Genomic DNA, 14543 nt, shown 5'->3' on the forward strand with positions numbered 1-14543 from the left:
TTTCTTGGAGCGATGTCAAGGGTGGCGTATGGCGTATACAGCCGTACAATGTAACTGACTATTTTTTTATATTTCGTGTCCAAAATTTGTTGACAAGTGCACCACCAATAAAGATGAGAGATAGTTGGGTAAAAAAGTGGTAATCAGCAAAAGTCACCCAACAGCAGTCAACAATATCCCCAAATTCATACAAAAACCACACTGCAACAGTCATCTATATCAACCAATTCATACAAAAACGTACGACATACGAATAAAAAATAAAAAACATTCGTAAAACCTCTTGACAAACGAGTTAGCCAGAACTAACATATATACGAATAAAATAACAAAAATGTTCGCATATAGCAGGGAGGACGCAGAATGTTTATCGAAGGAAAAAATCTGGTAAAGAAATACGGAAAGGGAGAAGCAACGGTGTTCGCGCTCGATCATGCCGAGTTTGGGGTAGAGAAGGGCGAGATCGTCGTAATCTTAGGTCCGAGTGGAAGTGGTAAAAGTACATTGCTGAATATCCTTGGCGGTCTGGATAAGTTGGCCGAGGGAAGCATGCTGGTAGACGGTACCAATCTGGAGAAGATGTCTGCCAAAGAGCTGGAGCTGTATCGGAGGGAGAAGCTTGGATTCGTATTTCAGTCCTACAATCTGACGCCGGATCTGACTGTGCGTGAGAATATTGAGATGACAGCAGAGCTTGTACGGGAACCTCTCAGCACTGACACACTGATCGAGGAACTGGGACTGAAGAAGTATGAAACACATTTCCCAAAGGAGCTTTCCGGTGGTCAGCAGCAGCGTGTCGCCATCGCGCGGGCAATGGTGAAGAAGCCGGATATCCTTCTCTGTGACGAGTTAACCGGTGCGCTTGATACAAAGTCATCAAAGGATGTATTGCAGCGTGTACAGAAAATGAATGATACATATAAGACGACAGTCGTGATTATTACACACAACCTGAATATCGCCGGAATGGCAGACCGGATCATCAAGATCACGGATGGCAAGGTTGTATCCAATCAGAAGAATGCAGATAAGAAACGAGTAGAGGAGATGGAGTTGTAATATGACGATCAATAAGAGAGCTGGGCGCAGCATAAAGAAAAACATCGCGTTTTATATTATCAGTATCATTCTTACGATGCTGACATCTATGGTGATTGTCGCCGCGGTGTCAACCGGACACACACTGACAAAGGTTGTGGATGATTTTGTTAAGGACTATAAGGCGGAGGATGCGGAGTTTGTCACTTATCAGCCGTTGTCCGATGCAGATATGGAGAAGCTCGAACAGGAATATGATGTGATACTGGAACACAGCCGGTATAAGGATGTAAATGTGGAAAGTGGGGATTTAAAAGGTGCTACGATCCGTGTATTCCCGATGCCGGAGAAGCTGAATCTCTGTGAGGTGCGGGATGGACACGAACCGGGCGACGGGGAAGCACTTCTGACACAGGATTTTGCAGATATGCATGACATCCGGGTTGGAGATACGATTTCCCTTGGGGAGTATGCTTATAAAGTATCTGCCTACACGACGAAGGTAGATTATATCTACATGCTTGAGAAGCTGTCCGGCTATATTGACAGTGAGAAATTCGCACTTGCCGTGGTCGATTGCAAGGAATATGACAAGATTGATGCAGATGAGACAAGCTATTATTCTATCAAATACAACAAGGATAATTCCATGGAAGTGCGTGAGAAGTTAAATGAGGATTATGTGATTGCAAGCTATATGGCGGCAACCACGAACACACGAATCTCCATGCCGGTCAATGAGGGCCATGCCGTTACGAATATGGCGACCATGTATGCGCCGGTTATGTTCATCATTATTATCACACTCGTCGTTATGGTACTTGGAAGAAATATCAGACAGGAACAGTATCTGCTTGGAACATTTCTGGCACTCGGATTTTCCAAGAAGCAGATCATAAGACATTATATGCGGTATGGGGTACTGCCGGGCTTCATCGGAAGTGTGCTTGGAGTGATTGTGTCCGTTCCGCTGACAGGAGTACTGTGCAGATTCTATATCGAATATGATTTTGAAAAGCTTACGTATACACCGACCTACGACGTACCATCGATCGTCGCAGCGCTGGTGGTACCGACCATCCTTTATTGTGCGGCTATCGCAATCCAGGCGGCAAAGCTCTTGAAGAAGTCACCGGTCGATCTCTTAAGAAACACAGGAAAAGATACGAAGACAGTTGGCGTGATGAAGAAGAGTCATGCAAAGACACAGACAAAGATGCGGGTGCGGAGCGTGATCGGACATCCGGGAAGAAGCATTGTAACGGCATTTGGTGTGGCTGTCGCTGCATTCTGTATTCTGACAGGATTTATTATGAAAGACAGTCTGGATACGCTGATGCATGGAGGACTTACAAGCTCTATCAAGTACGAATATCTGTACCGGCTGAATTCGTTAGAGGAAGGCACGCCGGAGCAGGGCGAGGCGTTGTTCCAGAATTACTATGAGGTAGAGGGAAACACAGTACAGCTTTCTGCACAGGGAATCAGCAAGGATTCGAAATATTTCCCGGACAAGACGGACGGTGGTGACGCGCTTGATCTGGACAAATATTATCTGACAAGTGCGGCTGCACAGACCTATGGTATAAAGACAGGTGATACGCTTACCTTCAGCAATATTGCAGATCTGAAAGAACATAAGGTAACAATCAGTGGTATCGTGACGGACAACACGCATTGCTATCTGTACACAGGAAGAGAAAATGCAACGGCGCTGGCAGGTGTAGACAGTGACGCCTATAACTGCATTATAAGCAAGGATGCATTGTCACTTGACAAAGACCGCGTGGCAAGTGAGACAACCATGACTGTTACGGCAGACACGATGGAAAATATGATGGGACCGATGCATGCAATCATGGTTATATTTGAGATCGTGGGTGTTGTGCTTGGTGTATTTGTGCTGTATCTGATTATCAACATGATCGTGGCAGAAACAGCAACCAATATCTCGGTTATGAAGGTGCTTGGTTTCAGTCAGAAAGAGATTTCAAACCGGGTATTGAATGTCAATCATATTCTGGTATGCATCGGATATCTGATCGGAATCCCGGCTGCATATAGGTTTGTCAAGGTCGGTTATTCAGATACAATCGAGAATTATGGTATGCTGTTGTCACCGGTTCTCACAGCCAGAACGTTGGTGATCGGTTTCGTACTTACATGGGTAGTCTATGAGATTTCCCTTCTTCTCCAGAAGAAAAAAATGTCAAGGATTGACATGGTGGAAGCTTTGAAGGAAAATAACAGAAACGAGTAGATTTCTTCAGAAGCTTTTTGGGAGGATACAGATGGCAAAACGGGTATTTACGGAGGAAGAACGGGCAGAGTATAGAGAGAAAATGCTGGATGCAGGGTTTGATTTGTTGAAGCAGTATGGAATGACACATATGTCGGTTGCCAAGATCACCGAGGCAGCCGGCATCGGTGTAAGTACGTTTTATAATTTCTTCTCGTCGAAGGAAGAATATGTGTATGAGGTTCTGCAATACCGGAGAAGAAAGATTCCGGAGCTGATCCGGATTGCATTAAATGGCAAGGAAAAGGCTGGTCCGGCAGAGACGCGCACATATCTGAAGATGATGATCGACGAGCGGTACAGTGTATTTCCAAGTCTGACACCGGAGGATGAGAAGCGTCTACTGGAGATGCTTCCGGAACAGGCAAGACCGGATTTGCTGAAAGAGACCGAGACAAGTATTCAATTCTTCCAGTATATGGAAGGTATCCGCCCTGATGTGAATATTCCGCTTGTGGCGAATTTGATCAAGGTCTATGTGCTTGCCGCAGAGGGAAAAGAGATGCTGCACCAGACGGTGTACGAAGTGACGATGGATCGCATGCGGGATCTGATCTTGTATGAGATATTCGGAAGAACGGAATAAAGTTATGAAAAAGGAGCGATGAGCTCCTTTTTTTATGCCCTGAAAATAAGACTGACTTTTCCAGTTTCCCGGTTGTTATATATGAATGACAAAGGAATGAAAGGAAAGGTGCAGTATGAAGAAACAGGCAAGACACAAAAAGAAACAGAGCTACAAAGCGGTAGCGCGTGTACTCGTGACTTTGCTAATATTGATCACTGGTCTGATCGCATACTATTCAATCCGTGGTGGAGATCGCACATTGCTCATGGTATTTCATTCGGAAAAGCAGGTGGCAGATACTTCAGGCGCATGGAATCTAATTCTTGTTGATCGGGATCATTACATTCCTGCCAATTATCAGGTGGAACTGACCGAATTATCCAATGGGGAAAAGGTGGATTCAAGGATCTATCCGGAGCTACAGCAGATGTTTGATGATGCAAGAGCGGCGGGACTTGCGCTGTTTGTGCGGGAAGGGTATCGGACAACAAAGGAGCAGCAACAGATCATGGACGATCGAATCAAAGAATATGAAAATCAGGGCTGCTCGAAGAAAGAGGCGAAGAAGAAAGCGGAGGAGTATGTTGCGATTCCGGGAACGAGCGAGCATCAGTTAGGACTCAGTGTGGATATCAACGCGGATACATCCAAATGTTCATCGGATGCTGTCTATCAGTGGCTGGATGAAAATGCATATAAGTACGGATTTGTGAAACGCTATCCAGAAGATAAGACAGACATTACATCCATCAACAACGAACCGTGGCATTACCGGTATGTGGGAAAGGATGCAGCAAGAACGATGAAGCAGGAAAATCTGTGTCTGGAAGAATATCTGATAAAATATAAATAAAACTGACTTTTCTGACGCGTATGTTGTTATAGTAAGTGGGGATAGAAAAGAGGTGAGAGCGAGAATGGAGTCTACAAGCGATTTTCTGCTGGTGCACTGGGCGAGAGCCGGGGATGAGGAAGCATGTGAGAGACTGGTCAGGAAATATTATCCAAGCATTTATCAGTACTGTTTGCTACATATATATGACACGTATGAAGCGGAGGATCTGACACAGGAAGTGTTTGCCAGAGCCTTTGCAAGCTTAGATCGATACAGGGAATATGGCAAAGTAAAAAATTATCTGTACACAATCGCCGGAAATGTAGTGAAAAATTATTATAAGAAGAAAAAGGATATTCCGCTAGAAGAACTGCCAGAGGCGGAATCCGAAAATCGTGTGGACACGGTTGGTATCCGGCTGGATATCGAACAGGCGGTGCGGAAGCTGCCGGAGGAGCTGCGGGAAGTTGCGATTCTGTCGTTTTTTCAGGAGCTGAAGCAGAGGGAAATCGCAGAACTGCTCCAAATCAAGCTCTCACTGGTGAAATACCGGATTGGACGGGCGAAGGAGCTTTTGATCAAAGAATTGGAGGTGGAAGAATGAAAGCTTACAGACAACGGATACAGGAATATAGAGATTTCGTACAGCAGACATGTATACGGGAAGAAGCGGGGGCATGCACGATAAAGGTGTGTCAGGATATTCTGACAGAACAGGCACTCCAGATGAAATCAAAGAAGACATCGTATTTTGAATTCTTATATGAGCAGTCACGGTTCATCAAAAAAAGATGGTGGGTGTTGCAGGGCGGAGTGCTTCTGTATCTATGGCTGTGGCTGAGCAACAATGCCAACGACATGAAAGAGACAATGCGACTTATGGGAATTTTCGCAACGATGTTTGTGATTTTGATCGTTCCGGAAGTCTGGAAAAACCGAAGAAACGGTGCCGTCGAGGTGGAACAGGCATCGTATTATACGCTTCGCCGGATCTGTGCGGCGAGAGTCCTGTTGTTTGCAGCAGTGGACTTCTTGATTGTCATGATATTTTTGGCGGTAGCATATCGGACAACGGCACTTACCCTGAACAATCTGGTTGTGAACTTCTTACTTCCGGTCAATGTGTCCTGTTGCATCTGCTTCCGCGTGTTGTATAGCAGATGGGAACGGTCAGAATATGTTGCCGTGATGCTATGTCTGCTATGGGTGGCAGTCTGGACGATGATTGTTGTAAATGATGCGGTCTATCAGAGGATTGCATCTCCGGTCTGGAAAGCGATGCTGTTGCTGACATTTGTATATGTTGTGTATTGTGTTCGGAAGTCATTGACTTTCGATGAGAAAATGTTGGAGGATTACACCAATGAAATTAGAATTTAAGCATGTAACAAAACAATATGGAGAGGTAGCCGCCGTCCGGAAAGTAAACTGTGTTATGGAGCAGGGCATCTACGGATTGCTCGGAGTCAATGGAGCCGGAAAAACAACATTGATGCGGATGCTCTGTACGATTATCCAGCCGTCGGAAGGAGAGATTCTGTGGGATGGCAACGAGATCTGGAAACTTGGCAGTGCTTACCGGGAGGTACTTGGGTATCTGCCGCAGGAGTTTGGGTATTATCCCGATCTGAGTGTGTATGATTATATGATGTATATTTCTTCGATAAAAGGACTAAAGCCGGCACTTGCCAACAGGAGAATAAAACAGCTTTTGGAGCAGGTAGGTATGTGGAAGTTCAGAAAACGGAAGATGAAGCATCTGTCTGGCGGCATGGTTCGGCGCGTGGGGATTGCGCAGGCAATGTTGAACGATCCAAAGATTTTAGTGTTAGATGAGCCGACAGCAGGACTTGATCCGAACGAGCGGATACGGTTCCGCAACCTGATCAGTGAGCTGTCCGAGAACCGTCTTGTATTGTTATCTACCCATATCGTGTCGGACATTGAATATATTGCAAATGAAATCATGCTGATGAAGGATGGAATGCTTTGCTATACAGGAACCGCGGAAGAGTTGCTTGCATCCATGCAGGAGCGCGTATGGCTGTGTCAGGTGCCGAGAAATATGGTCGAGAACTATATGCGGAAATATCTGGTCGGAAATATCAAAACATCCGAAAATGGTGCAGAGCTTCGGATCATATCGAAGGAGAAGCCGATGGCGGAAGCTGTGCTGACAGAGAAGAATCTGGAAGATGCATTTTTGCTTTATTTCGGGGAAAAATCGGAGGAACGATAGGATGCTTAAATTAGAGTTGAAACGGATTTTTTCAAAGAAGTTAAATGTGCTTGCCGTTGGACTGATGGTGATATTGGCAGCAGTGTTTAGTGGATTTGCTGCGACTAGCAACCGGTATGTGGATGCACATGGAACGGTCAGCACAGGAATGCTTGCACCGAGAAAGCTTGTAGAAAATAAACAGGAGTATGCAGGTCCCCTGACGGAAGCAGAACTCACGAAGATTGTTGCACAGTATAAAGCGGTGATGGCACAATCCCAAGAGGAGCAGGATGCAAATTATGGGACACTATATCAGCCAATCGATGATATCCTGAATTTCATGATATCCGTGCTGACACCAGATGAGGGATACGATGAGACAGTTTTGGATTCGGTGACGGAGGATTCCGTACAGGATTTCTATACGTGGTATCGGGGAAATATGAAATGGATGGCAGATCAGTATGGAAAGACTCCTGAACAGAAAGATTATCTGGAGAAGAAATACAGTGAGATTATATTGCCGCTCCAATACGAATCCTATGGTGCATGGGATACGATGATTATGTATGCGGAGACATATTCGATCGTGCTGGCAATTCTGGTTGGATTTATCTGTGCAGGAATATTTGCAGATGATTTTCAGACAAAGGCGGATGCGGTATTTTTTGCTTCGAAGTATGGAAGATCCAAAGCAATTAAAAACAAGATACTGGCAGGCGTCGTTGCGACAACGATGATCTACTGGACAGGAATTGTCCTGTTAAGTGCAATTAGCTTTGGCATTATGGGAACCAGTGGCATGCATACACCGTACCAGATGTCGGAAGCATATAGCATCTACATCATGACATATGGACAATATTACGCACTGACAGTAGCATGCGGTTACATTGCAAGTCTGCTTGCAGCGTCTTTAGCCATGCTGGTAGCGGCGAAAATGCATACAATCAGTGTTGCCGTCTGCATTCCGTTTTTCCTGTATTGCTTATTGCCATTTATTGGGCGGGCGTTATCTGGCTATACAGAGGTATTCAACCTGATTCCGACGATCCTTACAAATGTGGAAGCAAGCGTCAGGGTGCCGTTGTTGTATCAGATTGGAACGCATGTGATCCGGCAGGTTCCGCTTGTGATGGTGATGTATACTGTTCTTTCTATCATATTATTGCCGCTCATTTACCGGTGCTCCCGTCGGTATGGGAGAGTGTGAAGGTTACAACGGCATAATGAGTGGAACATCGATATGACGCGAGTATTTTTGATATAAAACAAATGAGAACAGTGAAATTTTCGTTTGACTTTTTCAAAAACAACAAATATAATAATCCCCGAACGAGTAGCAGACCTGCGTAAATCCAGTTTTGCTGCTCGTTTTTATTTTTATATGCCATTAAAAAGTGTGTAGCTGATCAGCGTAAGTCCAACTTACTTAGATAGTTACGCATTATTTTTTTTGCGGAAGAAGCATCAGAAAAAGGAGGATTTAGAAAAATGGCAGAAAGTAACAAGATGAAGGACATGCCGGTCAATAAGCTCATGATCCGGATAGGTATTCCGATGATTTTATCCATGGCATTGCAGGCTGTCTATAATATTGTAGATAGTGCGTTTGTTGGAAATATGAAGGTGGGTAGCGAAGCTGCGCTGAATGCGCTGACGCTGGTATTTCCGGTGCAGATGCTCATGGTTGCAGTTGCAATCGGCACCGGTGTTGGCACGAATGCACTTCTGGCGAGGACGCTTGGACAGGAGAATCCACAGAAAGCGGCGAAGGTAGCGGGAAACAGTTTGTTTCTTGGAGTAATTATCTATGCAGTCTGCCTGTTGTTCGGCGTGTTTGGTGTGAAAGCATACATTTCGTCGCAGACGGTTGATCCACAGGTAATCTCTATGGGAACCGGCTACCTGCGTATCTGCTGTGTGTGTTCGTTCGGAATTATTATCTTTTCGTTATTTGAGAAGCTGCTGCAGGCAACGGGACGTTCCCTTTACTCCACGATTGGTCAGGTCGTAGGTGCTGTGGTAAATATCATTCTTGATCCGGTCATGATCTATGGAATCGGACCGGTTCCGGAAATGGGAGTCGAGGGTGCTGCTTATGCAACGGTGATCGGACAGGTTGCATCGGCAGTGCTATTATTGATCTTCCATAGGAAATTCAACAAGGAATTTGAACATGGAGTATCCTATATGAAGCCGGAGGGCAGGATTATCCGTGAGATTTATTCCATCGGACTTCCGGCGATCATCGCACAGGCACTTATGTCTATTATGGTGTATGTGATGAACCTGATCCTAAAATTCAACGCGGCGGCCCAGACAGCCTATGGTCTCTTCTATAAAGTACAGCAGTTTGTGCTCTTCCTGGCATTTGGGCTTCGTGACGCAATCACGCCGATCATTGCATTTGCTTACGGAAGAGGAAATAAGAAGCGGATCAATGATGGAATTAAGTACGGTCTGATATACACAATCGTTCTGATGGCTGTCGGAATTTTGATTACGGAGCTTTTCCCGGAATTATTTGCCGGATTATTCAATGCAGGGCAGTCGAGGGAATATTTTATTCAGGCGATGCACGTTATCTCGATCAGCTTCCTTTTTGCGGGCATCAACGTCGCATATCAGGGCATCTATCAGGCATTAAACGGCGGTATCGAATCACTCGTGATCTCGCTGCTCCGACAGCTTGTAATCATCCTGCCGCTTGCAAGGGTGTTCTCTATCTTCGTCCGAAATGGGCAGATGGGCGTGTCACTTATCTGGTGGGCATTCCCGATCACAGAGCTTCTTTCATGTCTGGTCGGGTATGTGCTTTTGAAGCGGATTAAGAAAAACAGGGTTGGGGAGATTGCAGGTGAGAAAAGGGGGTAAAATTATAATGCAAATCCCCCCTTTAACTTGATGTAAACGTAATTACATAGTATAGTTATGTCCAAATACAAATGACAGCTATGGTAATTGGAGATAGTTTTGAGCGTGATGGAAGCAGATATTTTATTATGGATTCAAAATAATATACGAAATGATGTGTTGACACCAATATTCAGGTTTATTACGACACTTGGAAATGCGGGGGTGATCTGGATTGTCCTCTCTGTGGGATTGCTGATCCCGAAGAAGACGAGGCGCGTTGGCGTGCTGGCGTTAGTTTCTCTTCTCTTCTCAGCGTTGATCGATAATGTGATCTTAAAGAATGTAGTCGCGCGGACAAGACCGTATGAGGTAATAGATGGACTAACCAGTCTGGTCGGTGCACAGAAGGATTATTCATTCCCATCCGGGCATACCGGTAGTGCCTTTGCAGCGGCGGTTGTGATGTTTCGGGGACTGCCGAAGAAGTATGGCATACCGATTTTAGTTTTTGCCTGTCTGATGGGATTATCCCGGTTGTATGTCGGTGTGCATTATCCATCGGATGTGCTGGGTGGAGCATTGATTGGGACTGGCATCGCGCTGTTCACATATTGGTTCGGCACAGTCCGGATAGAACAAAAGGCATAAAACGAAAGAAGGAATAACGATGTGGATTGCATTTGCATTCGGCTCTGCGCTGTTCGCAGGACTGACCGCAATTCTTGCAAAATGTGGAATTAAAAATACAGATTCCAACGTCGCAACGGCACTTCGGACAATTATAGTCCTGTTTTTTTCATGGATCATGGTATTTGTCGTAGGCGCACAGAACGGGATTACGACATTGACGGGGAAGACGATTGTCTTTCTTATGCTTTCCGGTTTGTCGACCGGTGCGTCGTGGCTTTGTTATTACCGGGCATTGCAGCTTGGAGATGTAAACAAGGTGGCTCCGATTGATAAATCCAGTACGATCCTTACGATGTTGCTTGCGTTTATCTTTTTGAGGGAAAATCTGTCGGTACTGAAAGTGATTGCGATGGTGGCGATTGGAGTGGGTACCTATCTGATGATTCAGAAAAAAGAAGTGGATAAAACGGAAGAAGCATCCGGGAAGAAATGGCTGTTTTACGCACTTGCCTCTGCGGTATTTGCAAGTCTGACGTCGATTCTTGGGAAGGTTGGCATGCAGGACATCAATTCCAACCTCGGTACAGCCATCCGGACGATTGTGGTACTCATCATGGCATGGGTGGTTGTATTCGTGACCGGAAGGCAACATACCGTAAAGCAGATCGACAAATCAAGCTGGTTATTCTTAGTATTATCCGGAGTTGCAACGGGTGCTTCGTGGCTTTGCTATTACCGGGCGCTACAGACCGGACCGGCAAGCGTCGTTGTACCGATCGATAAATTGAGTATATTGGTTACGATTGCATTTTCCTATGTCGTATTTGATGAGAAATTAACGGCAAAGGCGGGTATCGGTCTAGTGTTGATTGTTGCCGGAACGCTGCTGTTGTTGCTCTGGCGAGCTTAATCTTCAGGATATGAAGAAGGCTGCCGAGTTCAGGGGAGTCCAAGACTTATTCTTGATAAAAAGGTAGAATCTGTTTCCATGCGGGGGAATAATCTGTTGGTTGCAGGTGTTTTGTCAGTTTAAATATTTTTTGCGATAGTCACTCGGCGACATGGAGACGTATTTCCGGAAAACACGGGAAAAATGCCCTGGGGAGGAAAAGCCGAGATCCAGACTGATGGCAGTCAAAGGTTTATCTGTGTAGCGGAGGAGGTGTTTTGCCTCCTCTGTTTTCCGGTTAAGTATAAAATCTGTCAGCGTGATATTACTTTCTGCCTTAAAACGTTTTGAGAGATATGATCTGCTCATATAAAATTCTTTTGCCATGGCTTCCACCGTAATCGTTTCTGACATATGATGGTCAATATAGTTTGCTACATCTGAAACAAGCTGTGATTTTGCCCCTGCTTCCTGTAACTGGTTTACACGCCTGGCAAAGTCTATGAGCATACGATAACGAAGATTGATAATCCTTGAATAATCATTTGATGATTCGCATTTCTGTATGTAGCTGTCACTCAGTGTGAATGCATCATCGGGATTCATGCCACCGTGGATAGCCGAACGTGAAACAAGCGTAGTTGTAGCGATAAAGGTATCCTTTAATTGACGAAGCTGATTGTCGGACATCGTACCAATCTTCAGAGCTGTAGATTTCTCAATCACTCCTGTTAAGGCCATATAATCGCCTTTTCGAACCATATTCATCACATTCTGTTCGAGATCATAAGTGTTATGGAGCACTATGCTTTGATTTGTGTCATTGGAGATAAACATTTTAGCTTCATGCTTGTTCATTGATTCTATAAACTGCTTTTGTATGGCATCGTCAATGAAAACATCATGAAGGAAGCGTTTTTCATCGTTCAGTATATAATTTAAAAGACACAGAATCTGCATAAGACTTTCTAATGGTATATGGGTGATATCCTGCATGGCGATTATAAAATCATCGGTATCGTCTCCCGGTATGTCTAATTGCATGGCAAGATCCCGTAGTGTTGGCGTGGAGTTGGGAACCTGACTTGCCGGTCCAATTACAATTTTATAATTATCGGAATTAACAATGCCATAGTAACAAAAATGTGCAGTCATAAAATAACTGATCCGGTCAGTGATTTCTAAAATGTCCGCCTGGTAGATGGACACAGGATCCTTAATTAGATTGACCGTGGAGTAATAAAAAATAAGTGTATTGTTTTTATAAATACGTGTCGGAATCCCGAACACACTGCCGATTATAGTACCAATATAATTGTAATCAATGGATTGCATGGCGAGTTCCTCCTCATGAATATGACACAATTATACTATTGTGAACACATATGTGCAAGAAATACGAAAAAAATAGTGCTAAAATCCAGAAAGATAAAAATATAAGAAAGGAACCTATGAATTATGTACACAAAAAATACAAAAAAGAAAATTGAAAACATGCCATTACAGGAACGAATAGCCTATGGCTACAAAAAAGTAATTATGCTGATGCTTATTTCAGGGCTGCTTTCCATAATAGCGATAGGAGTATTGCTTGCCAACCTTTTGAATTATGTGCAGAAAATCAATGCTTCAGACATAGCAGTGAAAATGTGCAGAGTGAATGTAAATGCTGCTGCAAGAAATATAAGGGAAATGGCATTGGATGACGATGAAGCTTCTTATGATGACTATGAAAAGACAATAACAAAGCTGCTTGCAGATGTTGATGCCCAGCTAAAAATAATAAAAGAAACCGGGGTTGTCTCAGAAGAAAATTATACAGAATATGCTACAGCATTATCGGATTGGGAAGACATAAGCACATCCATTATAGAGGAAATACGACAGGGACAAAACCAAAAAGGCGTAGAGGATATCCTTACCAAATGTACACCTGCGCTGAACAAATTAGTAGATATTGCTTTGAAATTAGATGATATTACAGACACAGCCAGTGATAAGGCAGTCAGAAATACCGTATTATGTGCTGTTTTCGGTGTTGCTTTTATTATATTCTTTATAAGTCTGGCGTGGATAAATTCAAAAAAAACCAGCAAAAAAGTACTTTCGAGCATTTTGGAGCCATTGCATGCCATCGAAGATGTTGCAAAGGAGCTGACAGAAGGAAACTTACACAGCATGTTGGAGTATCGTTCGGAAGATGAAATCGGACGATTGGCACATAGCATGCGTAAATCTATCCGGATCCTGGGCTCTTATGTAGATGATATAGACCGCGCAATGAAGCTGTTTTCAGAGGGGAATTTTGATGTGCAGCCGAATGTGGAGTGGAAGGGAGATTTTGTTGGAATCCTGAATTCCTTTATGGCATTTGAAGAAAGTATGGCGGCTATGGTAAAGGGAATACAGACGGTTTCGGATCAAGTGTCTGGTGGTGCAGAACAGGTGTCATCCGGGGCAACTGAGCTGGCAGATGGAGCAACGAACCAGGCAGCAGCGGTAGAGGAACTGACGGCAACGGTAGAGAATGTTTCGGAACAGGTTCAACAAAACTCACAGGCTGCAAGTAAGATAAGTACAAAGGTAGTGGCACTTGGAGACGATATTTTGGAAAACAATGCCAAGATGCGTGAGATGGTAAAGTCTATGCTTGAAATTAAAGACGCATCCATACAGATAGAAAAAATTATTGAAACCATCAATGATATTGCATCACAGACAAATCTTCTTGCATTAAATGCGTCTATTGAGGCAGCGAGAGCCGGAGAAGCGGGGAAAGGATTTGCGGTTGTTGCCAATCAGGTAAACCAGCTTGCAGATCAGAGTGCACAGGCAGTAAAGGAATCGGCTGCTTTGATCAAAACATCTGTGAATGCGGTCGGAAAAGGGGTTTCATTTGCCGAGGAGACTGCACAGCAGCTGGAGATAATTGCACAAAACTCTAAGATTATTACCGGAGAGGTATCCGATATTGCGGATACGCTTGCAAATCAGACAGTTGAAATACAGCAGATCAATGAAGGAATAGAGCAGATCAATGATGTTGTACAGAGTAATTCTGCAACGTCGGAAGAGTGCGCTGCGGCGAGCATGGAGATGAACGACGAAGCAGATCATTTACGGAATATGATACAGGAAATCAAAGTGGCTGAATTTAATAAATAGGCAGAAGCATGCGTAATATTATATTTAAAGGATAGT

Annotated in this window: 13 protein-coding genes; 12 read left to right on the top strand and 1 reads right to left on the bottom strand. The window is 44.2% G+C overall.

The features are described from left to right. Positions 1 to 363 precede the first annotated feature (363 nt). From ACZQK9_RS07815 to ACZQK9_RS07865, 11 genes are all read left to right on the top strand, one after another. Complete coding sequence (locus tag ACZQK9_RS07815) at positions 364 to 1062, top strand: ABC transporter ATP-binding protein (RefSeq protein ID WP_483270225.1); 699 nt, start codon at positions 364 to 366, stop codon at positions 1060 to 1062. A gap of 1 nt (position 1063) precedes the next feature. Then, the gene (locus ACZQK9_RS07820; RefSeq protein WP_483270226.1) at positions 1064 to 3301 is read left to right on the top strand and encodes an ABC transporter permease; all 2238 of its coding nucleotides are present in this window, start codon (positions 1064 to 1066) and stop codon (positions 3299 to 3301) included. Positions 3302 to 3332: 31 nt separating this feature from the next. Further along, positions 3333 to 3926, top strand: coding sequence for a TetR/AcrR family transcriptional regulator (locus ACZQK9_RS07825; protein WP_483270227.1), 594 nt, complete (start codon positions 3333 to 3335; stop codon positions 3924 to 3926). Positions 3927 to 4041: 115 nt separating this feature from the next. Beyond that, on the top strand, positions 4042 to 4761 hold the full coding sequence (locus tag ACZQK9_RS07830) for a M15 family metallopeptidase (RefSeq protein ID WP_118544745.1): 720 nt from the start codon (positions 4042 to 4044) through the stop codon (positions 4759 to 4761). 64 nt (positions 4762 to 4825) lie between these two features. Next, positions 4826 to 5347 carry an RNA polymerase sigma factor gene (locus ACZQK9_RS07835; RefSeq protein ID WP_216506171.1) on the top strand — a complete coding sequence of 174 codons (522 nt, stop codon included), beginning with the start codon at positions 4826 to 4828 and terminating at the stop codon, positions 5345 to 5347. Next, positions 5344 to 6123: a hypothetical protein gene (locus ACZQK9_RS07840; RefSeq protein ID WP_483270228.1), complete on the top strand. Its 780-nt coding sequence runs from the start codon at positions 5344 to 5346 to the stop codon at positions 6121 to 6123. Before ACZQK9_RS07835 ends, ACZQK9_RS07840 begins: the two co-directional genes overlap by 4 nt. Beyond that, complete coding sequence (locus ACZQK9_RS07845) at positions 6107 to 6982, top strand: ABC transporter ATP-binding protein (RefSeq protein ID WP_483270229.1); 876 nt, start codon at positions 6107 to 6109, stop codon at positions 6980 to 6982. The genes ACZQK9_RS07840 and ACZQK9_RS07845 overlap by 17 nt, the downstream gene beginning before the upstream one ends. A gap of 1 nt (position 6983) precedes the next feature. Next, positions 6984 to 8177 (top strand): ABC transporter permease, encoded by a 1194-nt coding sequence (locus ACZQK9_RS07850; RefSeq protein ID WP_483270230.1) that lies wholly within the window; start codon positions 6984 to 6986, stop codon positions 8175 to 8177. A 281-nt stretch (positions 8178 to 8458) separates the two neighbouring features. Next, on the top strand, positions 8459 to 9841 hold the full coding sequence (locus ACZQK9_RS07855; protein WP_483270231.1) for an MATE family efflux transporter: 1383 nt from the start codon (positions 8459 to 8461) through the stop codon (positions 9839 to 9841). 108 nt (positions 9842 to 9949) lie between these two features. Beyond that, the gene (locus tag ACZQK9_RS07860) at positions 9950 to 10471 is read left to right on the top strand and encodes a phosphatase PAP2 family protein (protein WP_483270319.1); all 522 of its coding nucleotides are present in this window, start codon (positions 9950 to 9952) and stop codon (positions 10469 to 10471) included. Positions 10472 to 10490: 19 nt separating this feature from the next. Beyond that, positions 10491 to 11363, top strand: coding sequence for an EamA family transporter (locus tag ACZQK9_RS07865; protein ID WP_483270232.1), 873 nt, complete (start codon positions 10491 to 10493; stop codon positions 11361 to 11363). Positions 11364 to 11477: 114 nt separating this feature from the next. Here ACZQK9_RS07865 and ACZQK9_RS07870 read toward each other — a convergent pair whose 3' ends face one another. Next, positions 11478 to 12677, bottom strand: coding sequence for a helix-turn-helix domain-containing protein (locus ACZQK9_RS07870; protein WP_483270233.1), 1200 nt, complete (start codon positions 12675 to 12677; stop codon positions 11478 to 11480). Positions 12678 to 12836: 159 nt separating this feature from the next. Between ACZQK9_RS07870 and ACZQK9_RS07875 the strand changes: the two genes are divergently transcribed. Then, entirely contained in the window at positions 12837 to 14507 is a 1671-nt protein-coding gene (locus tag ACZQK9_RS07875) for a methyl-accepting chemotaxis protein (RefSeq protein ID WP_483270234.1), read from the top strand. Positions 14508 to 14543: the final 36 nt, after the last annotated feature.

This window comes from Wujia sp., assembly GCF_056872695.1.